At 74.1% G+C, this 23,094-nt stretch carries 18 protein-coding genes and 1 pseudogene; 12 read left to right on the forward strand and 7 right to left on the reverse strand.

Going from position 1 to position 23,094, the window contains the following annotated elements; genetic code table 11:
- The first annotated feature begins 102 nt into the window (after positions 1–102).
- The 4 genes from Srubr_RS15530 (at position 103) to Srubr_RS15545 (ending at position 5,155) form a co-directional block, all read left to right on the forward strand.
- Positions 103–771 (forward strand): HAD-IA family hydrolase, encoded by a 669-nt coding sequence (locus Srubr_RS15530; protein ID WP_229926379.1) that lies wholly within the window; start codon positions 103–105, stop codon positions 769–771.
- Positions 772–1,124: 353 nt separating this feature from the next.
- Positions 1,125–2,042, forward strand: coding sequence for a MurR/RpiR family transcriptional regulator (locus Srubr_RS15535; RefSeq protein ID WP_189988866.1), 918 nt, complete (start codon positions 1,125–1,127; stop codon positions 2,040–2,042).
- A gap of 194 nt (positions 2,043–2,236) precedes the next feature.
- A complete protein-coding gene (locus tag Srubr_RS15540) occupies positions 2,237–2,617 on the forward strand; it encodes a hypothetical protein (RefSeq protein ID WP_189988868.1) in 381 nt (126 codons plus the stop codon).
- Positions 2,618–2,713: 96 nt separating this feature from the next.
- Positions 2,714–5,155, forward strand: a complete 2,442-nt coding sequence (locus Srubr_RS15545; protein ID WP_189988870.1) for a SpoIIE family protein phosphatase — start codon at positions 2,714–2,716, stop codon at positions 5,153–5,155.
- An 8-nt stretch (positions 5,156–5,163) separates the two neighbouring features.
- On the opposite strand, the gene Srubr_RS15550 is transcribed toward Srubr_RS15545, so the two are convergent.
- Entirely contained in the window at positions 5,164–5,709 is a 546-nt protein-coding gene (locus tag Srubr_RS15550; RefSeq protein ID WP_189988872.1) for a flavin reductase family protein, read from the reverse strand.
- A gap of 178 nt (positions 5,710–5,887) precedes the next feature.
- On the opposite strand from Srubr_RS15550, the gene Srubr_RS15555 reads away from it, so the two are divergent.
- Positions 5,888–8,350, forward strand: a complete 2,463-nt coding sequence (locus tag Srubr_RS15555; RefSeq protein ID WP_189988874.1) for a polysaccharide lyase 8 family protein — start codon at positions 5,888–5,890, stop codon at positions 8,348–8,350.
- Here the strand turns inward: Srubr_RS15555 and Srubr_RS15560 are convergent.
- Positions 8,295–9,143 carry an ATP-grasp domain-containing protein gene (locus Srubr_RS15560; protein WP_189988876.1) on the reverse strand — a complete coding sequence of 283 codons (849 nt, stop codon included), beginning with the start codon at positions 9,141–9,143 and terminating at the stop codon, positions 8,295–8,297. The genes Srubr_RS15555 and Srubr_RS15560 overlap by 56 nt on opposite strands.
- A gap of 179 nt (positions 9,144–9,322) precedes the next feature.
- Here Srubr_RS15560 and Srubr_RS15565 point away from each other — a divergent pair, with 179 nt between their 5' ends.
- Together Srubr_RS15565 and Srubr_RS15570 are read left to right on the forward strand one after the other, a co-directional pair.
- Complete coding sequence (locus Srubr_RS15565; RefSeq protein WP_189988879.1) at positions 9,323–10,057, forward strand: TetR family transcriptional regulator; 735 nt, start codon at positions 9,323–9,325, stop codon at positions 10,055–10,057.
- 185 nt (positions 10,058–10,242) lie between these two features.
- Complete coding sequence (locus tag Srubr_RS15570; RefSeq protein WP_189988881.1) at positions 10,243–10,656, forward strand: Zn-ribbon domain-containing OB-fold protein; 414 nt, start codon at positions 10,243–10,245, stop codon at positions 10,654–10,656.
- A 16-nt stretch (positions 10,657–10,672) separates the two neighbouring features.
- Here Srubr_RS15570 and Srubr_RS15575 read toward each other — a convergent pair whose 3' ends face one another.
- A complete protein-coding gene (locus Srubr_RS15575) occupies positions 10,673–12,082 on the reverse strand; it encodes a Gfo/Idh/MocA family protein (RefSeq protein WP_189988883.1) in 1,410 nt (469 codons plus the stop codon).
- 256 nt (positions 12,083–12,338) lie between these two features.
- On the opposite strand from Srubr_RS15575, the gene Srubr_RS15580 reads away from it, so the two are divergent.
- Positions 12,339–15,104 (forward strand): alpha/beta hydrolase, encoded by a 2,766-nt coding sequence (locus tag Srubr_RS15580; RefSeq protein WP_373313338.1) that lies wholly within the window; start codon positions 12,339–12,341, stop codon positions 15,102–15,104.
- Between the two features lie 214 nt (positions 15,105–15,318).
- Here Srubr_RS15580 and Srubr_RS15585 read toward each other — a convergent pair whose 3' ends face one another.
- Positions 15,319–15,705 (reverse strand): PPOX class F420-dependent oxidoreductase, encoded by a 387-nt coding sequence (locus tag Srubr_RS15585; RefSeq protein WP_189988886.1) that lies wholly within the window; start codon positions 15,703–15,705, stop codon positions 15,319–15,321.
- 124 nt (positions 15,706–15,829) lie between these two features.
- Between Srubr_RS15585 and Srubr_RS15590 the strand changes: the two genes are divergently transcribed.
- Entirely contained in the window at positions 15,830–16,660 is an 831-nt protein-coding gene (locus Srubr_RS15590; RefSeq protein WP_189988889.1) for an SAM-dependent methyltransferase, read from the forward strand.
- A 118-nt stretch (positions 16,661–16,778) separates the two neighbouring features.
- Positions 16,779–18,095 (forward strand): S1 family peptidase, encoded by a 1,317-nt coding sequence (locus Srubr_RS15595; protein ID WP_189988891.1) that lies wholly within the window; start codon positions 16,779–16,781, stop codon positions 18,093–18,095.
- Positions 18,096–18,255: 160 nt separating this feature from the next.
- Here the strand turns inward: Srubr_RS15595 and Srubr_RS15600 are convergent, their stop codons facing one another.
- Positions 18,256–18,441 carry a hypothetical protein gene (locus tag Srubr_RS15600; protein WP_030607632.1) on the reverse strand — a complete coding sequence of 62 codons (186 nt, stop codon included), beginning with the start codon at positions 18,439–18,441 and terminating at the stop codon, positions 18,256–18,258.
- A gap of 187 nt (positions 18,442–18,628) precedes the next feature.
- Here Srubr_RS15600 and Srubr_RS15605 point away from each other — a divergent pair, with 187 nt between their 5' ends.
- Positions 18,629–19,831: a Gfo/Idh/MocA family protein gene (locus tag Srubr_RS15605; protein WP_189988893.1), complete on the forward strand. Its 1,203-nt coding sequence runs from the start codon at positions 18,629–18,631 to the stop codon at positions 19,829–19,831.
- Positions 19,832–19,847: 16 nt separating this feature from the next.
- Here Srubr_RS15605 and Srubr_RS15610 read toward each other — a convergent pair whose 3' ends face one another.
- Positions 19,848–20,543, reverse strand: coding sequence for a L,D-transpeptidase family protein (locus Srubr_RS15610; RefSeq protein ID WP_189988895.1), 696 nt, complete (start codon positions 20,541–20,543; stop codon positions 19,848–19,850).
- A gap of 311 nt (positions 20,544–20,854) precedes the next feature.
- On the opposite strand from Srubr_RS15610, the pseudogene Srubr_RS15615 reads away from it, so the two are divergent.
- Positions 20,855–22,047 (forward strand): annotated as a pseudogene (locus Srubr_RS15615) (pyridoxal phosphate-dependent decarboxylase family protein).
- Between the two features lie 72 nt (positions 22,048–22,119).
- On the opposite strand, the gene Srubr_RS15620 reads toward Srubr_RS15615, so the two are convergent.
- A complete protein-coding gene (locus tag Srubr_RS15620) occupies positions 22,120–23,034 on the reverse strand; it encodes an SDR family oxidoreductase (RefSeq protein ID WP_189988897.1) in 915 nt (304 codons plus the stop codon).
- Between the last annotated feature and the right edge of the window lie 60 nt (positions 23,035–23,094).

The following is a 23,094-nucleotide window of genomic DNA, read 5'->3' on the forward strand; positions in this document are numbered from 1 at the left end:
CGGTGGACTTCAGCGGCGGTGAGAGCGCGCAAGGCTTGCAGGCATCCACCCCGTCCGTGCGCGGTGGCTTTTCGTGAGGGCAAGGGAGAGGAAGCGACCAGCATGCCGCAACCCATGGGTGCCACGGCCGAGCCGGCCATGCAGGGGCTCATCCTCGACTTCGCCGGGGTGTTGACCGCCGATCCGCGGTCCGTGCACCGAACTTGGTGCGAGTCTGAGGGGCTTCGCCCGGAAGCGTGGCGTGCCACGCTCAACGATGACCCTGAGGGCCGGCGGCTGTACGCGGCGCTGGAGGTCGGTGAGATCGACCAGGAGGAGTGGAACAAGCGCACCGCGGCCCTTCTCGGTGACCATGTCGCACCGGAGAACCTGATGGGTCGGGCCTGGTCCGCGGTGCCCGCGGCCCGGCGTATGGCCGCGCTCGCGCGTGCCGCCAAGGACGCGGGACACCGTCTCGCTCTCTTGTCGAACAGCTTCGGCGTGGCCCCCTTCAACCCGTACGAGCACGCCGGCGTTTGGGACCTCTTCGACGTGCACGTCATCTCCGAGCAGGTCGGCATGGCGAAGCCCGACCCTGCCATCTACGAGCTGACGCTGGCACGCCTCGGGCTGCCTGGACAGGCATGCGTGTTCGTTGACGACCACCCTCGGAACCTCCCACCGGCGGAGGCCCTGGGCATCACCGCCGTCCTCGCGACGGACGAAGCGTCCACGGTGGCTGAACTGGAAGGGCTGCTCGGTGTGAGCGCCGCGCTCTCCGTCCAGCGGTGACTTCCCGGCCGACTGGCCCCGGCTCTCGCGAGTGCGCTTGCCGTCCCGTCTCCGGCCGATCGTGTACTGCACGAACGTAAGAGGGACGTACTGCACGAACGTAAGAGGGACTCCGAGAGCCGGAACGGCAGACTGATGACGCTGTTCGTCTGCTCGGAGATCCTCGGTCCGTATCACACAGCCGGGTGGCGCCCGCGATGTCGTAGTGGCCCGGGTTGGCGGCTCATCCATGTCTCCGTGCTCATTGAAGCCTGTCCAGGCGCGGTGGGGCTTGCCAGTCCCGCCTCAACCCCCTGGTCACGAGGGTCGGTGAGCTATGTTGAGTGATCGTGGCAGACAAAGGAGGCCGACCGGTGCCCTCGCCGCAGCAGGCACGTGCGCAGGCGTCAGCGATCACCTCGGGCCGGACCGCCCCCCAGACCGAGGCCGCCCCGACCTCCCGGCTGCGGGAGCTGTTCGACGGGCCGCGCCTGTCGCCGGGGCAGCGGCGGATCGCCCAGTACCTGATCGAGCACCTCACCGAGGCCGCCTTCCTGTCGATCACCGAGCTGGCCGACCGGGTCGGGGTCAGCCAGCCCTCCGTCACCCGCTTCGCCGCCGCCGTCGGCTTCAGCGGCTACCCCGCGTTGCGGGAGCGGCTCCAGTCGATCGCGCTGAGCGGCCTCGCGGGCGGGCCCGGCGAGGAGGACCGGGCCAACGAGCTCCAGGCGGCCGTGGACGCCGAGATCGCCAACCTGGAGAACCTGCGGCGCGACTTCGCCGATCCCGACCGGGTCATCCGGGTCGGCCGCGAGCTGTCCCGCTCCGCCCCGCTGACCGTGCTGGGGCTGCGCATCTCGGTGTCCCTCGCCGAGTACTTCGGCTACGCCGCCCGCCGGATCCACCCGGACGTGCGGCTGGTGACCCGCGGCGGCAGCGTGGCCTACGACGCGCTGTCGCAGGCCCGTGAGGCGGGCGGCGACTGGGTGCTGGCCTTCGCGATGCCCCGGCACTCCCAGGAGACGCTGCAAGCCGTCCGGGTGGCGCGGGCCGCGGGCCTGAAGGTCGCCCTGGTGACGGACCTGGCGCTGGGGCCGCTGGCCGACGAGGCCGACGTCACCTTCGCCACCGGCACCGGTTCGCGGCTGGTGTTTGACTCCTACGCGGCACCCGGGGTGCTGGCGGCGGCGCTGCTCCAGGCCATGACGGACGCCGATCCGGAGCGCACCCAGGCCCGGCTGGAGAAGTACGAGCAGCTGTCGGAGCAGCACCAGTTCTTCCTCCGGGACTGACCGGCGAGCGTACGGCCGGTTCCTCCCGCCCGTGCCGGGCCGTCGTGGAGATCGGGCAGTCGTGAAGATATTGCGGCCATCGGCCTCCGGGACGGGGATGATTCACCGCATAAGACGTATGAATGTTTTCATACGTCTTGCAAAGCGCTAGGCATATATAAATACTGCCCTCCGGACGCCGCCCACCGGAAGCGATGATCATGCCCCTGACCAGCACGCGCATCAGCCAAGACTGGCCCTGTCAGGTCAAGACGCCGGGCAGCTACGACTGGGAACGATCGGCGGTCAAGTGGCTGCGCGAGCTGATCCCCGCGCGCTACGCCGGCTACCCGGCACTCATCCGGCACCCGGTCCTGCTCGCCCGGCACGCGCAGATCCAGGTGCAGCAGGAGATCCGGGTCGCCCGGACCGCCCTGCAGACGGCGCGGACCGAGCTGCCGGTGCTCGGACTGCCCGAATCGGTGATCGAACACACGATCAAGCTGTACGCCGCGGAGGTACTCCAGCTCCAGCACATCGCGCGCAGCGTCCGCGTGGTCAGCGCGGCCCTGGCCGCCCGCGGCACCGCCCGCTGACCCCGGCCCCGGCCTCCCGGGCTCATACGGCGGTCACCGGAACCGGGGCCCGGCAGACGAGTGATCCGAGCGGCCCTGGTGTGCGATGCTCGACGCGTGACGAGCGAGCCTTTGCTTCCGGGCGACCCCGCCACCGGTCCGGAGCCGGCGGCACCGGCCGAGGTCGTCGCCCGGCAGCGCGCCGAGCTGGAGCGGCTGCGGGAGCTGGCCGCCACCACGGCCGTCGTGGAGCGGGCCAAGGGCGTGCTGATGGCCGTCTCCGGCTGCGCGCCGGACGCCGCTCACGAGGAACTCCTCCAGCGGGCCGAGGACGGCAACCGCTCGCTCCTGGAACAGTGCTGGCTGACCCTCGGCGCGCTGCCGCCGCCCAGCGAGCGGCCCGCCCGCCCGGCACCCCCGCCCGCGTCCGCCGCTACCGGTGCCGGTGCCGGTGCCGGTGCCGGTGCCGGTGAGAGCGTGCCCGTGGGCGCCGGGGACGCCGCGGAGGTGCTGGAAGCCCTCGGCCGGGCCCTGGTCCGGGTCGGCTCGCCGCACGAGCTGGCCGGCTGTCTGCTGGACCGGCTGGCGCCCGAGGTGGCCGCCGACGCGGTGCTGCTGTACGAACGGCTGCCCGAGGACGGGCTCGCCCTGATCGGCCACGCCGGAGTCGAGGCCGCCCTCGCCTCCCAGTGGCGTCACGTCCCGCCGCTGCCCGGCCTGCCCGCGCTGGAGGCACTGCGGTCCGGGCGGCCGTACTGGCTGGAGCGTCCCGCCGAGGACCGCGCGCGCCACCTGCTCATCGGGCCGCCTGAGCGGTGGCTGACCCGGGCCTGGCTGCCCGTCCCCGAGGGCGGCACCGCGCGCGTCACCCTCGGGGTGCTGCGCCGGCACGACGCGCCGTTCACGCCGCGCGAGCGGGAGCTGCTGCGGGCCGTGGCGCGGCTGTGCGCGGGCCGGCTGCGCGCCTTCGACAGCCCGCGCGACGCCGGGGCCGGGGACGTCTCGCGGACCGTGCAGGAGGTGTTCGACGCGCTGCCGGGCCAGGCGGTGCTGCTGACCCCGCTGCGCACGGCCTCCGGCGAGGTGACGGACTACCGGATCGCCGCCGCCACCCCGGAGGCGACCGACGTGTTCGGCCGGACCGGCCGGGACCTGGTCGGCAGGCACCTGCTGGAGAACTACCCGGCGGTCGCGGGCGCTCCCCTGTGGCGGGGCTGTCTGCGGGCCCTGGAGACAGGGGTGACGTACGAGAGCGAGCCGTTCGCCTACCAGGACGCGACCGTCCCGGCGCCGGTGACCGCCACCTACACGGTCCGGGCGGCACCGCTGGGCGAGGGCCTGGTGCTGACCTGGCTGCGGTACGACCCGTGGGACCGGCAGGAGCAGCGGCTGGCCGATGTGCAGCGGCTGGGCAACCTCGGCTGGGCGAACTGGAACCTGCTCACCGGCGAGATCGCCTGGGCCGCGCAGACCTACACCGTGCTCGGCCTGCGCGCCGACCAGCCGCCGCTGCCGCTGGAACGGCTGCCCGGCCTGGCCCGGCCGGAGGACACCCGGCCGCTGGCCCGGGCGATCGCCGGCCTCGTCTCGCGCGGGCGCCCCCTCGACGTGCCGTTCCGGACCGAGACGGCCGCGGGCGTGCGGCACCTGCGGATGGTCGCGGAGGCGGTCCCGGCCCCCGACGGTACCCCCGTCGAGGTCCACGGCTTCGTGCAGGATCTCACCGCGCAGCGCAGCGCGGAGCTCGCGCTGGTGGAGAGCGAGCGCACGATGCTGCTCCAGCGCGGCACCCTGCAGGCCGAGCGCGCGCTGGCGGCCCGGCTCCAGCACGCCCTGCTGCCGCTGCCCAGCAAGCCGGTGCGGCTGGCCGGGCTGCGCGTCGAGGTCGCCTATCTGCCCGCGCAGGCCGGCATCCACGTCGGCGGCGACTGGTTCAGCGCCGTCGAGCTGCCCGACCGCGACGCGCTGTTCGTGGTCGGCGACGTGGCGGGCCACGGCATCGACTCCGTCGCCACCATGGCCCAGCTCCGGTTCACCGCGAAGGGCATGGTCAGCACCGGCTCCTCGCTCACCGGGGCGCTGGCCCGGCTCAACCAGCTGCTGCTGAACTCCCGTGACGGCCAGATCACCGCCACCATGGTCCTGGCCCGCTACGACCCCGACCGGCACGTGCTGGCCTGGGCCCAGGCCGGGCACCCGCCGCCGCTGCTGGTGCGCCGGGGCGAGGCGCGCTTCCTCGACCGCCCCCGCGGCATACTGCTCGGCGCGACGGGCGCCCCCGTCTACGAGTCGCTGGAACTGCGGCTGGAACCCGGTGACCGGCTGCTGCTGTACACCGACGGTCTGGTCGAGCGCCCCGGCGAGGGCCTCGACGCGGGCTTCGCCCGGCTGGCCGAGGCGGTGCGGGCGCACGGCTGCGGCGAGTCCGGCTCGCTGGACGCGCTGCTCGCGGCGCTGCTCGCGGACGAACGGCGCGACGACGTGTGCGTGCTGGACATCCGAATGCCACTGGAAGAGGTGCAGGACGCGGCGGCGACGCCTGCGGAGACGGACACCTAGCCGCCGGCTCAGGCGGGGTGGCCCGCCTCGATGGTGGCGGCGTCGGAGAGCCGCAGCAGTGGTCCCGGCCGGCCCTCCCCCCACTGGACGGGGTCGAGCACATGGCCGACGTGGTCGCCGCCGTCGACGCGGTGTACGACGGTGCCGACGAACCAGGCCGCCACCTCGTCCAGCACGGCGGCGCCGGCCGGCCCCTCCCGCCAGGCGAGCCCCGCGAACTTGTCCACCTCGTCGCCGGTCCGGCCGCCGAAGCGTTCGGCGAGGTCCCGCTGGTCGCGGGTGAGCAGGTGGACGGCGAGGTGCCGTGCGGCGCGGGCGACGCGGTAGGTGTGGTTGGCCTTGGACAGCCACACGACGAACCGGGGCGGCCGGATGGAGCACTGCGAGGCGAAGCCCACCAGGCACCCGGCCCGCTCGCCGCCCGCCACGGCGGTGACCACGCACATGTCGGGGTCCATCCGGTCGAAGAAGCCGTCGAGGTCCCCGGCGCGCGCCACCTGCCCGCCGCCGGCCGGCGCGCCGTCCGCGTTCTCCGTACCGCTCTCGTCGCCCATGTGCTCCGCTCCCGTCCGTCGCCGCCCGGTCCGGCCCGCTCGGCCGGAGGGGTGTGGTTCCTGCTGGCGGTGTGCCCCGCGTACCGTTCCCGAATCGTCGCCGGAGCCCGTGCGCGGCCGCGGGCGGGCGACGCGTGTCGTCTCCGGAGCGGACCGGCCTCGTGCTAAAAGCGCCATCATGACGTCTCGCTGGTCACGCCCCTGGTCACGCCGTTCCTTCCTGGCCGCCGGTTCCGGCACCGCCGCCGTGCTGGGCCTCGGCACCACCTGGGCGTTCACCGCGCCGGACGAGTTCTCGGCGCTCCGGGCGAGGTGGCGCACCCTGATCCTCGGCGAGGGCTTCGACCCCGCCGCCGAACCCTTCCGGTCCCGGCTCGCCGCCCTGGGCGGCACGGCCGGCCGGTACCTCGCCACCATGGCCCCGGCCGCCGGCTCCCTGTGGCCCGACCTGGTGTACGCGGACCTGGAGCCGGACGCCGACAACGGGTCGTACGCCTCCTCCTCCCGTCTGCACAGCAGTTACGCGCGGCTGAGCACGCTCGCGCAGGCCTACTGCCAGCCGGGCACCGGCCTGACCGGCGCCCCGCGGGTGCGCGACGCGCTCCTCGCCGGGCTCGGCCACCTCCACGACGACGTCTACCACGCCGGCCAGGTCCCGTACGGCAACTGGTACACCTGGCAGATCGGCGTCCCGCAGGCGCTGCTGGACCTGTGCGTGCTGCTGTACGACGCGCTGCCGGACACGCGGCGCACCGGCTTCCTCACCGCGGTGGACCACTTCGTGCCCGACTCGGTCGTGGCCGGCTACACCGGGAACAGCACCGGCGCCAACCGGGTGGACCTGTGCCGGGTGCTGGCGCTGCGCGGGGTGGTCGGGGCGGACGCCGGCAAGGTGGCCCTCGCCCGGGACGCCCTCTCCCCCGTCTTCCGGTACGTCACCTCCGGCGACGGTCTCTACGCCGACGGTTCCTTCATCCAGCACCGGTCGGTGCCGTACACCGGCTCCTACGGCTCGGTGCTGCTCGGCGGGCTGGGCCTGCTGCTGGCGCTGCTGGCGGGCTCCGGCTGGGAGGTGACGGATCCCGGGCAGCGGCACGTGTTCGACGCGGTGGAGCGGGCCTGGGCACCGTTCGTGTACAACGGGCTGGTCATGGACGGCGTCTCGGGCCGGGCGATCAGCCGGGGGCGCGCGGCCGGTGCCCGTCTCCAGCATGACGACCATACCCGCGGACACGCGGTCCTCGCCTCGATCGTGCTGCTCGGGCAGGGTGCGGGCGCGGCCGAGAACGCCCACTGGCGTGGTCTGGTGAAGGGCTGGATGGAGCGCGACCGTTGCAGCCCGCCGCTCGCCGACCCGACGCTGAGCGTGCCGCACCTGGCCCGGCTGAAGGGCGTCCAGGACGACGCGTCGGTGCCGGCGGTGCCCGAGCCGACGGGGCACCGGCTGTTCCCGTGCATGGCCCGGGCCACCCACCGCCGGCCCGGCTGGGCGGCGTCGCTGAGCATGGCCGACCGCAGGATCAGCCACTACGAGACGGGCGACGGGGAGAACCTGCGCGGCTGGCACACCGGCTCCGGGATGCTGTACTGGTGGGGCGCCACGTTCGGAGGCGATCAGTACGGCGACGCCTTCTGGCCGACCGTCGACCCCTACCGGCTGCCGGGTACCACGGTCTCCCGGAAGGCACTGGCGGACGGGGCGGGCGGCGACTGGGGCGGGGTCAAGCCGGACGTGCGCTGGGTGGGCGGGGCGACCGACGGGCAGCGGGCGGCGGTGGGTCAGTATCTGAAGGGTTTCCAGTCGTCGCTGCGGGCCAAGAAGTCGTGGTTCTTCCTGGACGACGCGGTGGTGTGTCTCGGCGCGGGCATCACCTGCGCCGACGGCACGGCCGTGCAGACGACGGTGGACAACCGCAACCTCGGTGCCGCGGGCGACGCCCCGTTCACGGCGGACGGCACGGTGGAGTCCACCGGCACCCGCCGGCACCGGACGCTGACCGGGGCGAAGTGGGCGCATCTCGGCGGGCACGGCGGATATGTGTTCCCGGGCGGGGCGACGGTACGGGCGCTGCGCGAGGCCCGCGACGGCAGTTGGCGCCTGATCAACAAGAGGGGCTCCACGGACGTCCTGACCCGTACCTATCAGACCCTCTACGTCGACCACGGCACCGACCCGACGGACGCCACGTACGCCTATGTGCTGCTGCCGGGCGCGACGGCGGAGGCCACCCGGGCGCGGGCGGCGGACTCCGGGTGGCTGGACGTGCTCGCCAACTCCAATCGACAGCAGGGTGTTTCGGTGCCGTCGGCCGGGTTCACCGGGGTGAACTTCTGGTTCGGCGGCACGGCCGGCGCGCTCACCGCGAGCGATCCGTGCTGCGTGGTGGTCTGCGAGCAGGCCGACGGCACGGCGGTGATCGTGGTGAGCGACCCGATGCGCGTGCGCACCGGCCTGACGGTGATCTGGCGGCGGCCGGTCACCGCGGTGATGTCCGCGCCGGCCACCCTCGTCTCCTCGGCCACCGGGGCGGAACTGACGCTGAGGTTCGGGGACCTGTCCGGCACGGCGGGGGCCGGGCAGCGGGTCACGGTCGGGCTGGGCCGGTCTCGCCGCGCGCGAACCGGCTCAGGGACGCCGTGAACGCGGCGACGAAGCCGTCCCGGTCCCGCTCCGGCAGCGCGTCCAGGGACAGGTAGGGGTTGAGGTCCTCCAGTTCGATCAGCAGCAGGCCGCCGTCGGGCGCGCGGCAGGCGTCGACGCGCTGAATGCCGCAGCCGAGGGCGTTCCAGTCGATGAACCGGCGTGCGAACTCCAGGTCGGCGGCGGTGGCCGGATACGGCTCCAGCTCCCAGCGGCGGGCGGGGTCGGGGGCGTACAGGGCGTACTGGAAGTCGTCGTCCACGAAGTAGAAGGACACCTCGTAGGCGAAGTCGACGCAGGGCTGGATGAGGACCTCACCGGTGGCGAGCGCGCCCAGTTCCGCGGCGGGCACGATCCGCAGGCCGAGGGAGTCCGCGCCCAGCTTCGGCTTGACCACGTACCGTTCCGCGGCCGGCAGCAGACGCAGGTCCGCGGCGCGGTCGACGGTCGGGATGACGGGGAACCCGGCGGCGGTCAGGTCGAGCAGGTACTGCTTGCCGGCCATGTCCGCCTTCCCGGTGAGCGGGTTGTAGACACGGGTGCCGGTGGCGAGTGCCCGGGCGCGGAAGGCGTCGTGCTCCCGCTGGTGGCCGAGGACGGGCCCGCTGTTGCGGACCACGACGGCGTCGAAGCCGTCCATCAGGGCCGCCGCGTCCAGCGGATGACACAGCGCCAGGTCGAAGTGGGCGCGCAGCCGGGCGGTCAGGTGGATGTCCTCGTCGCAGTAGCGGCGCCCGCGGGCCTGGTACGCCAGGTCGGTGACGTACAGCAGGCGGGGTCGTGCGGCGGGCATGAGAGGTCTCCTGGGGGTGCGGGGCCGGGGCCGGCGAGCGTGGGAGAAAGGTTACGCCGCAGGGTGCGGCCTCCTTGGCCCCGCCCCCGGGCAGGGGAGGAACGACACTCAGTACCCTCAGCGGACACACAGGCTGCACTGAGTGCCAGGAGGCCGGTCCGGGTGCTACGTTCCCGTCCATGAGCTCCAGCAGCGCGGTGCCGGCCGCGAGGCCGCCGATCCGGGACGCCCTGGTGGCGGCGGCCTTCCGGCTCTTCCTCGAGCGCGGATTCGAACAGACCACCGTGGACGACATCGTGGCCCTGGCCGGGGTGGGCCGGCGTTCGTTCTTCCGTTACTTCCCCTCCAAGGAGGACGTGGTCTTCCCCGACCACGAGGGCTGCCTGGCCGACATGACCGCCTTCCTCGCGGCGAGCGGCCCGGAGCACGAGCCGGTGCGGCGGGTGTGCGACGCGGCCCGGCTGGTGCTGCGGATGTACGCCGAGAACCCGGCCTTCTCCGTGCAGCGCTACCGGCTCACCCGCCAGGTGCCGGGGCTGCGCGCCTATGAGCTGTCGGTCGTGTGGCGCTACGAGCGGGCGCTGGCCGAGTACCTGCGCGGGCGGTTCGCCGGGCGGCCCGACGGGACACTGCGCGCCGATGTGATCGCGGCGGCGGTGGTCGCCGCGCACAACAACGCCCTGCGCTCCTGGCTGCGGTCCGACGGCGTGGGCGACGCGGGCGCGGCCGTGGACCACGCGCTGGCGTATGTGCAGACGACGTACGCGCGGCCGGCGGACGCACCGGCCGTCCGGAGCGGCCCGGCCGGTCCCGGGCCGGGGCCGGGAGGGGACGTGGTGGTGCTGGTCTCCCGCCGGGACGCCCCCCTGTGGCGGGTGGTGCAGGAACTGGAGACGGTGCTCGAACGGCCCTGAACCGCCCCTGTGGCGAGCCCCTCAGGGGCTTGGATCGGCTGATTTTAGGGGTACGCAGTGCCTTTACGAGTGACACTGAGTGCCATAACCTGGCGGCGTGCACGGTGGCACGCCGACCGTGCGCACGTGTGCCCGGTCCGCCCTCGGGCACGCGGGTTTCCGGCCGAGCGCAGGGAGTGACCAGCGTGTACCACCACTCAGCAAGCACCTCGGGGCCGGCGGCCGGTTCCGCGACGGGTGTTCTCGACCCCGCCGCCGACTCCCGGGACGCCCTCCTCTTCCAGCGCTGCACCTGGTGCGGCACCGCGATGTACCACCGGCTGCTGTGTCCGGTGTGCCAGGGCAGTGAACTGCGCACCGAGCGCAGCGAGGGGGTCGGCACGGTCCGCCACTCCAGCGTGGTGCACCGCAACACCCCCGCGGCGCGCAATGTGTCGCTGGTGGAGATGGCGGAGGGGTTCGTCGTCCGCGGCCGGGTCATGGGCCCGCCGGTCGGCATCCACAGCGGCGACCGGGTCCGGCTGTCCACCGCCAAGGACCCGGTGCGCGGTGAACCGGTCTTCCAGCTGGTGGACGAGCCGTACCGGGCCTGGACCTGACCGCCGTGCGGGTGTCTCAGCGGCTCCACAGCGACGGGACCACGTCCCGTACCGCCACGGGACGTCCGGTCGCGCACGCCTGATCGGCGGCGAGGCCGACGGCGAGCGCGAGCGCCCCGTCGCGCGCACCGGCCGTCGGCGCCGGGTACGGAGCGTCCGGGTGCCGAGCGTCCGGCGCGGGGGTACAGCCGTCCGGCGCCGGGCCCGGACCGTCCGGCGCGGGGGCCGGGCCCGGCGCCGGTCCGAACAGCGCCGCCAGCATGCGCGGGTCCGCCCCGCCGTGCGCCTCGTGCGCGGCCCGCACCGGCAGCTCGGCCGGCGGCTGCCACAGCGGGCGCAGGGTGAGCCGTACCCCGCCCGCGTGCGCGGCGGCCCGCTCCCCGTGCCCGGCGCCGCCGCCGCCCGCGCCCGCCGGGACCGGCGGCTGCCAGCGGCTCTCCTCCACCTCCAGCTCCAGCCGCCCGGCACTGCCGTTGACCATCACCCGGTAGCCCTCCCACGGTGAGTAGGCGGTCAGGTGGTACGTCATCGTGGCGCCGCGCGCGTAGCGGACCAGGACGGCCATGTCGTCGTCGATGGTGACGGCGTCGTCGAAGACATTGCGGTCGCGCACATAGCCGTCGTCGCCCTCGGCGTCCAGGTAGAGGGCGCGCAGGGTGTCGTCGGCCGCCAGGTGCAGGGCGAAGGGGTCGTCGGCGGCCTCGGGGGCGCGGTGGGCCCGGATGTAGGGGCGGCGCAGTCCGTGGCGTTCGCCCGCCGCACGGCCGTAGAAGCCGAGCCTGCCGTAGCCGAAGACCTCGGCGGGTTCGTCGCCGAGCCACCAGTTGACCAGGTCGAAGTGGTGGCCGGCCTTGTGCACCAGCAGGCCCCCGCTGTGCCGTTTGTCGCGGTGCCAGCGGCGGAAGTAGTCGGCGCCGTGCCGGACGTCGAGCAGCCACTCGAAGTGCACGGACAGCACCTCGCCGACCGCGCCCTCGGCGAGCAGCCGCCGTACCGTCGCGTGCACCGGATCGAAGCGGTAGTTGAAGGCGACGGTCAGGGAGCCGTCGGTGGTGCGGACCGCGTCCAGTATGCGGGCGCAGCGGGTGGCGTCGACGGTCATCGGCTTCTCGGTGACGACCCGGCAGCCGGCCCGCAGGGCGGGCACGATGTAGTGGTCGTGCGCGGAGTCGACGGTGGTGACGACGACTTCGCTGATGTCCTCCCGCTCCAGCATCTCGGTGAACCGGCCGGGGTCCCACTGGGCGGCGGGCGGCGCCCCGGCCTCGGCGAGCAGCCGGTTGTGGAAGGCCATGCGGGTCGGGCTGGGGTCGCACAGGGCGGCCACCCGGTAGGCGGGCCGGGTGGCGAGTGCGTGGGTGAACAGCCGGGCGCGGTGCCCGGTTCCGACGACTGCGGCGCGCAGGGGCGGCTGGGTTCGGCTCATGCGAAGGGCCTTTCCCGGCCGCCGGGCGTCCAGTCACGGGCGCGGCGACGGGCCCCTCCCGGTCCCGGCCGCCGGGCGGGCCGGCGCGGCGCCCGACCGTGCGGGCCCGCGATGTGATCCATCACCCGCCGCGCACAGGCAACCCACAGCCTTCGCCTTCCATCCTCCGGGGGCGAAGGGACGTCCGGGGCCGCCCGTGACGTCCGAGGTCGGGGTTCAAGGAGGAACAGTGGTCCGTGCCCGGCACATAGGGGTGATGGCCGCCGCGTTGCTCGCGGTGGCCGGGGCATCCCCGGGGGTGGCGTTCGCCGGCTCCCAACCAGGTGGTGTCGATGGGGTGTTGGCGGCCCGGGAGGGCACGCCGCTGCCGCCGGGATGGCGGCTGACCGGCGGCGGCTCGGCGCCGGAGCTGGTGTGGCGGTCCGACCGGCCGGTGCCGATGGGTGACGCGCGGGTCGAATTCCGGGCCGGAGGGCGCCTGTTGGGCGTGCCACGGCCGGCGGCGGACGGCCACACCTTCCGGCTTCCGCTCGGGGAACGGCGGTTGACCGAGCTGCGCGGAATCCTGCCGGCCGCGCGGCCGGGCGGGCTGGAGGTCTGGTCCGGCGGGCGGCGGCTGGACACGCGGGAAGCGCGGGGTGCCACGCCGGCGGTCCAGCCGCCCGCCCCGCTGCCGGCGAACGCCGTGGACCCGGGCAAGCCCGGCGGCTATCGCACCAGGACCGGCGAGTACGCGCTGAACTCGGTCCGGCTGCCCGGCTTCCCGGAGCCGGTGGAGATGCGCGCGGTGGTCGTCGCGCCGGTCGGCGCCGCCGGCAAGCGGCCCCTCGCGCTGTTCCTGCACGGCCGGCACGCCACCTGTTACAAGGGCCCCGGGGAGATCAGCGGTGACTGGCCCTGCACGGCGGGCACCAAGCCGATACCGAGCCACCGCGGCTATCTGCGCGACCAGAAACTGCTCGCCTCCCAGGGCTATGTGACCGTGTCCATCGCCGCCAACGGCATCAACGGGCAGGACTTCGCGGCCGAGGACGGCGGCGCGCAGGCCCGGTCGTCGCTGGTGCGGCAGCACCTGGCCCGGTGGGCCGACTGGGCCGCACACCCCCAAACGGCGCCGCAGGCGGTCCGTGAGGCGCCCCGCGCCGATCTGTCGAAGGTGCTGCTGGTCGGGCACTCCCGGGGCGGCGAGGGCGTCAACCGGGCCGCGCTGGACAGCCTGGCCCCGCCGCCCGCCGACCAGGACGGCTACCACGGGCGGGTGCGCTGGACCGTCCGGGGCACCGTCCTCATCGGCCCGACCGTCTTCGGGCAGAACCCGGTGCCGGACGTGCCGTCGGTGACCATCCTGCCGGGCTGCGACGGTGACGTCTCCGACCTCCAGGGCGAGGTGTACGTCGACGGCACGCGCGCGGTCGGCAACGGCAGCGCGCTGCACAGCGCGGTGTATGTGATCGGCGCCAACCACAACTTCTTCAACTCGGAGTGGACGCCGGGCCAGGCCGCGGCGCCGGCCGAGGACGACTTCTACGACGAGCCGGGCCACCCCGACCCGGTGTGCGGCAAGCGGGCCGCGACCCGGCTGTCCGCCGACCGGCAGCACCGGGCCGGCAGCACGTACATCGCCGCCGCGGCACGGCTGTTCCTCGCCGGGGACGACCGGGTGCGGCCGCTGCTGGACGGCTCCGGGAAGCGGGCGCCGTCGGCGGACCCGGCGCGGGTGCTGAGCCACGCGGTGGGCGCCCGCCGGGGCGGCGGGTTCCTGCCGGACGGCGGGGTGTCGGTGACCGGTGGCAAGCTGTGCGCCGCCGTCGACCCGAGCCCGGCGCGCAGCTGCCTGGCCGCGAACACCAAGGGGGCCTCGCCGCACTTCGCCCGGTGGGAGACCGACCGGGAGACCGGCCGGCAGGCGGTCGCGCTGCACTGGACACGCGCCGGCAGCCCTGCCCGGGTGACGCCCGAGAAGCCGGTGTCGCTGTCGGGTTCGACGGCGCTGGCCCTGCGGGTGTTCGTACCGCCGAACACCCGGGGGACGCGGCTGGACGTGTCGCTGACCGACACCTCCGGCAAGAAGGCCCGTCTCGGCCAGGTCACGCTGGACGGGCTGCCCGGCAGCGAGCGGACCGCCTCCTACTGGGCGCGGGAGGTCCGGGTGCCCCTGGCCGCGGCCGGCCGCGCCGGACTCAAGCTGGGGTCGGTCAAGTCCCTCGAGCTGACCTCGCGTTCGGCCTCGGGGCGGGCCTGGCTGATGGACGCGTGGGGCTGGCGGGCCGGGACCCCCGCGGTGCGCGTGGAAGCGCTGCCGCGCGTGGACGTCGGCCGGACGACCGTGGCCGAGGGGGACTCGGGCACGCGCACCTACCGGGTTCCGGTGCGGGTGTCGGGCCGGGGCGGCAGCGGCCAGGTCCGGGTGTACGTCGTCGACCCGGTCACCGGGCGGGCGACGGACCGGCTGGTGACGGTGCGTCCGGGCAGTCATGACGCGGATGTGCCGGTCGAGGTGCGGGGCAACACCCGCTACGGCCGTGATGTGTCCCACGACGTGCTGGTCAAGGCGGTCCGCGGCGCGGTCGTCGGCTCCTACCGGGGCGGGCTCACCGTGCGCGACGACGACCCGGCGCCCACGATGACGCTGACGCCGGTCGCCGCGAAGGTGACCGAGGGGCAGTCGCTGAAGTGGCGGGTGACGCTGTCGGAGCCGGTGGACGTGGACATGGACGCCTATTTCGGGTTCGCGCAGGCCACCGCTCCGGAGCTGTCCACCAAGGACGTGCCGGCGACCTGGCTGCGGGACCAGGCCGGGGAGAAGCCCGACCCCGAGCGACCGCTGTCCAAGGTGGCCTGGCTCTGGCTGTGGGCGGACATCCCGGCGGGCCGCACGAGCGTGGACCTCACCGTGCCCACGGTCAAGGACGCGGTGCGGGAGTCCGCCGAGTCGGTGCGGATCCGGCAGCTCGACCCGGAGACCGGCAAGCCGCGCGCCGGCGGCCTGGAGGCCACGGGATCGGTGCTAGACGCGTCGTAGGGCCTGCAGGAACGGTGCTCGACGCGCCGTAGGACCGAAGGTTTCGGTGCTAGACGCGTCGTAGGGCCTGCAGAAACGGTGCTCGACGCGCCGTAGGACCGAAGGTTTCGGTGCTCGGCGCGTCGTAGGACCTGCGAAACCGGCGCTGGAAGCGCCGCGGGGCCGGCGGACTCGGTGTCCGGCGCCGTCCATGTGGCCGCCGTCCGGGTGGCCCTCACTGGCCGAGGGTCACCCGGATGCCGACCGTGCCCCGCGAGCCGCGCCGCAGCCGGCTGCCCAGCAGGGTGAGGCGGCCGACGACGCCGTACTTGCGGGCTATGAGGTACCGGTAGCGGGCGGTGGTGTCGGCGCCGGTGATCTCGGCGGTGGCGGGCAGCTGGTCGCCGGTGGGGTTGCCGCGCCGGTCGCAGGGGCCGACGAGGACATCCCGGCGGCGCCGGATCCGCTTGACCTTCCCGCTGTCGCCGGCGGTCCATACGCCGAGGGTGTCCCCGTCCCGGACCACCCAGACCGGGGTGGCGACGGGGGTGCCGTTCCGGCGGAAGCTGGTCAGCAGCAGGTAGGGGCCGGCACCTAGCCGGGCGAGTCGTGTGGGATCCATGTGCGCAGTCTCCCGCCCGCCGGGCCCGGGGTCCAGACGGCGAAGATCGGCCGGGGCGCTAGATTGCGTCCCGCACGGTGTACCCGCCCGTCAAAGGCCCCCAGTCTTCCAGGAGCTGACCCACGTGACCGACATCCCGGCAGCCGCCAACGGCGTCGCCGCCTCGCTGCGCGCCCGCATCAACACCGACCAGCCGCACACCGCCCGGATCTGGAACTACTGGCTCGGCGGCAAGGACAACTACGAGGTCGACCGGGAGGCCGGCGACCGGATTCGCCAACTGCACCCGGGCATCGGGCAGTACGCGCTCGCCGACCGGCTCTTCCTGGGCCGCGCGGTGCGCCACCTGGCCGGCGAGGTGGGCATCCGGCAGTTCCTGGACATCGGTACCGGACTGCCCACGGCCGACAACACCCACGAGGTGGCACAGCGCATCGCGCCGGAGTCGCGGATCGTGTACGTGGACAACGACCCACTGGTCCTCGCGCACGCGCGGGCCCTGCTGACCAGCACGCCCGAGGGCCGTACCGACTATCTGGACGAGGACCTGCGCAACGTCGACGCGATCTTCGAACACGCGTCGCGGACACTGGACTTCAGCCGGCCGGTGGCGCTGATCCTGCTCGGCGTGGTCATCTTCATCGGTGACGACGAGGATCCCTACGGCCTGGTACGGCAGTTGACGGACCGGCTGCCGGCGGGCAGCCACCTGGTGCTGTCGCACACCATCACCAGCCCGTCGATGCCGGACGTGGACGAGGCGGTGCGGTTCTGGAACGAGCACGGCACCCCGAAGCTCACCCAGCGCACGCCCGCCGATGTCACCCGGTTCTTCGACGGCCTTCGGCTGCTGGAGCCGGGGGTGGTGTCCTGCTCGCGGTGGCGGCCGGAGCCCGCGGACGGGCCGGAGCCGGCGGAGGTCGCCATGTTCGGCGGGGTGGCCCGCAAGGACTGAGCCCAACCGCCGCTGAACACCCGCGCGCCGGGCGCCGTATGGAGGAGCGGGCCCCCGCCCGGGCGGGGGCCCCGCGGTGCCCGCACGGGCGTCGCGGGTCCGGCTTCGGGAGCCTCGCATGCGGCACGCACGACGACGGGTCGTCCGACGGGTGACACGCCTGGCGGCGGCCTGCGGACTCCTCCTGGGAGGCGCGATGGTGGCCCGGGCCGCCGGGGCGGACGAGGCCTCGGCCGCCGCGCCGGGACGGCCCGGCGACACCGGTGCGGCGCTGGTGGCGCGGCTCGGCACCGCCCGTACGGCGGGCAGCTGGATCGGTGCCGACGGGCGGGCGGTGGTGGCGGTGACCGACGGCGCCGCGGCCCGGGCGGTGCGCCGGGCCGGGGCCGGGGCGAGGACCGTCGCGCACAGCATGGACGAGCTGAAGTCGGCGACGGCGGCGCTGCGTTCGGCGCCGCGGGTGCCGGGCACGGCGTGGGCGGTGGACTACCGGACCAACCGGGTCGTGGTGCGGGCCGACCGCACGGTGTCCGCCGGTGACTGGTCCCGGCTGGGCCGAGTCGCCCACCGGGCCGGCGGTTTCGTGCACATGGAGCGGACGCAGGGCGTCTTCACCACGCGGCTGAACGGCGCCCGGCCGATCCTGTCGGCCGGCGGGCGCTGCTCGGCCGGGTTCAACGTCACCGACGGGCGGTCCGAGTTCATCCTCACGGCCGGTCACTGCGGGCCCGCCGGGACCGCCTGGTTCGCCGGCGGCCTGGGCGGCCGGCCGCTCGGCACCACGGTCGACAGCGCCTTCCCGGGCAGTGACCTCTCGCTCGTGCGGTACTCCGGCGGCACGGCGGGGGCGGGTGCCGACGTGGTGGCGGTCGGCGGCGGCAAGGGCGTGCGGATCACCGGGGCGGCCGATCCCGCGGTGGGACAGCGGGTGTTCCGCAGCGGCGGCACCAGCGGGCTGCGCGACGGCCGGGTCACCGCGCTCGACGCGACCGTCAACTACCCGGAGGGGACGGTCACCGGACTCGTCGAGACCACGGTGTGCGCCGAACCGGGCGACAGCGGCGGCCCGCTGTTCGCCGAGGGCATCGCGCTCGGTGTCACCTCGGGCGGCAGCGGCGACTGCACGACGGGCGGGACGACGTTCTTCCAGCCGGTGACCGGGGCGCTGTCGGCGCTGGGCGTCCGGCTGGTCCCGGCGGCGGGTGACCCGGGCGGCGGCCTCCGGGCGGACGCCTCCTCCCCCACGCCCTCGTCGGGCGCGGCGGCCCCGGGCACGCTCCGTACCCTTGCGGCCCGGCTGACGGACGTCCGCAACGCCGGGCCGGGGCTGCTGGTCATCGCGGGCAGTCTGGCCGCGCTGGCGGCGACCCGGTACCTGCGGGCCGAGCGGGACCGCGAGGCGTACCGGCGGCACTGCTCGGCGACCTGGAACTGACCGGGAGGCGGAGGCGGACGGAAAAAGGGCACCCGTGTCGTGACGGGTGCCCTGGGTGGTACGGCGCGGTGGGCGCGGATCAGGCGGTACGGCGTGGTGGGCGCGGATCAGGCGGTACGGCGTGGTGGGCGCGGATCAGGCGGTACGGCGCGGGGGGCGGTCAGGCGGCCCGGTGCGACCGCGGGGCCGCGGCGGCCCACTCCATCACGAGGCGCTGGTACTCCGCGCGCTGCTCGGTGGTCAGTGTCCCGCCCGACCGGCGCCACAGGGCCCGGATCTCCTCGTTGACCTCCGCGGCCGATCGCTCGGAGGCGGCTGCAACAGTGGTGGACATGCTGTGAAGCATATGCCGACCGAGGTGAAGGCGCTGTGAGTAAGTGCGAGCGATACGGACATTTCGGACCGTGTTACTCATCACGTCCCTGTGTCAAGCCCCCAGCGGGCATCCGTGGAGAACGGCGGTCCCGCGCGCGTCCGGGGGTGACCGGCCGCGCTCTTGACGCGAAAAATCCCCCGTCGCGAAAGTGATCCATATGACCTTCTCCCTCGGCATCGTCGGCGCAGGGCAGTTCTCCGGCCGGTTCGCCGCGCTCTTCCACGCCCACCCCGGCGTACGGGACGTCCATGTCACCGACCTCCTGCCCGAGCGCGCCGAGCGCCTCGTCGCCGCGCACGGTCTCGCGGGCACGTTCCCGTCGTACGCGGCGATGCTGGAGTCACCGGCCGTCGAGGCGGTCGCGGTCTTCACCCAGCGCTGGACCCACGGTCCGCTGGTCATGCAGGGGCTGAACGCGGGCAAGCACGTGTTCTCGGCCGTCCCGATGGCGGTCACCGCCGAGGAGGTCGCCGCGATCGTCGCCACCGTCCGGTCCACCGGGCTGACGTACATGATGGGCGAGACCAGCCACTACCACCCGGCGACCGTGCTGGCCCGCGCCCGGATCGCCGAGGGCGCCTTCGGCCGGGTGTTCTACGCCGAGGGCGACTACGTCCACGACATGGACCTGGGTTTCTACGACGCCTACCGGTACAGCGGCGGCGAGAACTGGCGGGCGACGGCCAGCTATCCCCCGCTGCTGTACCCGACGCACTCGGTGGGCGGGGTGCTCGGGGCCTGGCGGACGCACGCGGTGAGCGTGTCGGCGATCGGCGTCCGCGACGAGGGCGCCGACGGCGTCTTCGACCGCTCGGTCAGCATGTTCGACAACGACGTGTCCAATGCCACCGCGCTGTTCGAGGTGGCGGGCGGCGGATCGTTCCGCACCAACGAGTTCCGGCGGGTCGGCTACCCCGCGTACCTGCGCGAGTCCCGGTTCCGGTTCTTCGGGACCGAGGCCAGCATGGAGCAGCTCGCCACGGTGGCCCTGTGGCAGGACCGCGGCGGTGTCGAGGACATCACCGAGCTGCTGGAGCCGAAGCGGGCCGTCGCACCCGACGACCCGTCCCTCGCCGCTGTCGCGCCCGAGCTGCGCGCGGCCTTCACCTCGGGCTCGGCGCCGGTGCACGACCGGTCCCGGCTGCCCCGTGAGTTCGACCACCTGCCCAACGGGCACGAGGGCAGCCACCACTTCCTGGTGGACGACTTCGTCACCGCCGTGACCCGGCGCACACTGCCGCCGGTGAACGCGTGGGTGGCCGCCCGCTACACCCTGCCGGGCATCGTCGCGCACGAGTCGGCACGGCAGGGCGGTGTACGGCTGGAGATCCCGGACCTCGGGGACGCCCCCGCGGTCTGACGGGACCGGTCCGGGCTCAGGTGCCCGGCTTGCGGCCGTAGACGAAGACGTCGTCGCCGTTCCTCAGCAGCGACCAGTACTTCTTGGCGTCCTTCTTCGTCATGTTGACGCAGCCGTGCGAACCCGGCGGGTTCCACACGCTGATGCCCACCGAGTGGAAGGCCTGGCCGCCGTCGAAGAACTGGCTGTAGGGCATCGGCACGTCGTAGAGGTTCGAGACGTGGTCGATGTCCCGCCAGTAGATCTTCTTCAGGCCGGTGCGGGTCTCGTTGCGGTCACGGCCGGTGCGCACCGGCACGGGCCCGTAGACCAGCTTCTTGCCGTCCTGGATCCAGCTGAGCTGGAGCGTGAGGTTCACACAGGCGATCCGGCCCTTGTTCACCGGGCACTTGCCGTCCTTGTTCGGCTTGTTCCCGACGGCCTTCTGCTTGTTCATGAGGTCCATCACGCCCCAGGTGACCGGACCGGCGTAGCCGATGGTGGGGGTGATGCCGTGCTTGGCCTGGAACGCCCGGATCGCCGTGCAGTCGGCGGCGGACTGCCTGCCGTCGGCCGGCCGGCCCAGGAACTTCTCCACCTGCTTCTGGTACGGCCCGGTGCTCGTGGAACAGCTCGCGGCCTGGGCCGGTGCCGCGGTGAAGGCGAGCGCGAGCGGCGCCACCAGCCCCGTCACGCCCAGCCCTACGACGCCTCGTCTGCGTATGCCCCCCATGGCGGCCTCTCTCCTTCCGGTTCCTGGTCTGCTCGCCCGGTCCTCCCGGGTGCTCCCCAGCTCGATTCCCGCGGTCTCGGACTACTAGACGCGGCCGGGGAGGGCATGGTTGTGGTTCCGGTCAGGCTGTGACGAAACGGTGAAGTCCAGACCGTATCGCACACCCCGGACAGCCCCGCCGCCCGGGTCGAGGTCTCGGGAGCCGCCGTGCACGGCAGCCGGAGCCGGCGGGCCGGTGCCCGGTTCGTCCGGTCCACTTGTCGCGAAGTGGACCGGGCGGGGGGCGGCCCGCGCGGCCTAGGGTGCGGCGCATGGACCGTACGCTCGCCGGTGATCTCGCCCGGCTTTCCGAACTGCTGCAGGCCGCCCGTGATGTCGCCGCCCGCGAGATGGCGGGGCCGGCCGGGCGGCCGGTCGCCGCGTCCGGCCCGGTGCCGGGGCGGGCGCCGCTGCCGGCCGAGGGGGGGGCGGCGAGGGCGCCCCCGCCCGCTTCGCCGAGCGGTGGGCGCCCGGCTTCTCCGGCTCCGCCGGCCCGCGCGACCTCTGTTTCGTCACCGGTGGGGCGACACCCGCGTCCGTCGCCGGGGACTGGCTGACGTCCGCGTTCGACCAGAACCTGTCGGGGGCGGGCGGTTCCTGGGCCCAGGAGCTGGAGCGGGCCCGCACTCCAGCGTCGCGAAGGCGATGCCGGTGCTGGGCCCGGGCCGGGACCGGCTGCGGCGGGTGCCGCTGCTGCCGGGCGGGCGGGAGGCGGTCGACGTGGCCGCGCTGGAGGCCGCGCTGGCCGAGCGGGCAGGCCGGCCGGTGATCGTGGTCGCGAACGCGGGCACCGTGAACACCGTCGACTTCGACGATCTGCGGGCGATCGCCGCACTGAAGGAACGGTACGACTTCTGGCCGCACGTGGACGGGGCGTTCGGCGCGTTCGCCGCGCTCAGCCCGCGATACGCCGCGCTGGTCGACGGGCTGGACGCGGCCGACTCGGTCTGCGTGGACCTGCGCAATGGCTGAACGTGCCCTATGACGCGGCCGTTCAGTTCACCCGGCGCCGCGATCCGCAGGTGGCGGTGTTCCACAACGTCTCGCCGTATCTGTAACTGCCCGCGGGCGAACCGGAGTTCCTGCGTCTGACCTCGGAGAACTCGCGCCGGCTGCGGGCCCTGCCGGCCTGGTTCTCGCTGGTGGCCTAGGCCGGGCCGGGCACCGGGAGATCGTGGAGCGCGATGTGGCGCTGGCCCGCCGGCTGGGCGCGGGCATCGAGGCGCTGCCGGGCCTCAGCCTGCTGGCCCCGGTGCGGCTCAACGTCGTCTGCTTCACCCTCGCCGCGGACCCGTCCGAGGAGCGGGTGGCGCGGCTGGCCCGGGTGGTCGCCGCGTCCGGGGAGGCGTTCGTGACGCCGACGGTGTACGACGGGGTGCCCGGGCCGCGCGCGGCGTTCAGCAACTGGCGGACCACCGAGGCGGACACCGACCGGGTGCCGCGGGCGCCGGCCGCTTCGCTCTGACGCCCCGTCAGCCCCTGTGCGTGGCCGTGCGGGAGCGAAGCGGACCCGGATTTACCGGCGCCGCCAGGGAGTTCACCGGTACCCGGTGACGTCCGCCGGTTTGCCCGCGTCCTGTACCTCGGTCAGGTACCGCCAGGCGTCCGGGCGGCTGCCGTCGAGGTCGGTGAAGCCGTACACCCGCGCCAGGCCGCCGCTGGAGAGGGACTGCCCGTTGAACCGGGCCACGTCCGGGTCGGCGGCCAGGGCTGCCACGGCGCGGCCGGTGAAGCGCGGGGTCTCGGAGATGGCGAAGTGGGGTTCGCGTGTCAGGGCGTCCCGCCAGTTCTCCTCACGCACGCCGTACGTGTCGAGCATGATCTCCGAGCGCATCCACCCCGGCGTCAGGGCCACGGCCGTCGCGCCGCGCGGCCCGAGTTCGTGTCCCAGGGCGAAGGCCATGCGCAGGACGGACGCCTTGGCGAGGTCGTAGAAGAAGTTCACGCGGTAGGTGTCGCGGTTGTACTCGGCGGTGCCGTCGGTGACCTCCACGACCAGGCCGCCGGGCCGGCGCAGCAGCAGCGGCAGGGCGTGGTGGCTGGTGACGGCATGGGTCTCGACAGCGAGGCGGAGCAGCCGCAGCCCCTTGTCCAGGTCGTGCTCCCACACGGGGGTGTCCCACTCGAAGAGTCGCTCCCCGCCCCAGATGTCGTTGACGAGGACGTCGAGGCGGCCCTGTTCGGCGGCGATCCGGTCCACGAGGTGCCGTACGGCAGCGTGGTCGAGGTGGTCGGCCGGTACGGCGATGCCCCGGCCGCCGGCCTCGGTGACGAGGTCGGCGGTGTCCTCGATGGTCTCGGGGCGGTCGTACTCCGAGCGGTGGGCGCGGGTGCTGCGGCCGGTGACGTACACGGTGGCGCCGGCCACGCCGAGTTCCACGGCGATGCCCCGGCCCGCGCCCCGGGTCGCCCCGGCGACCAGCGCCACCTTGCCGTCCAGCGGTCCTGTCATGTCCTGCCTCCCGTGTGCCGTGCGAGCTGTGCCCTGCCACTCTCACGGGAATACCGGACA

The sequence above is a fragment of the Streptomyces rubradiris genome (genome assembly GCF_016860525.1).
GTDB lineage: Bacteria > Actinomycetota > Actinomycetes > Streptomycetales > Streptomycetaceae > Streptomyces > Streptomyces rubradiris.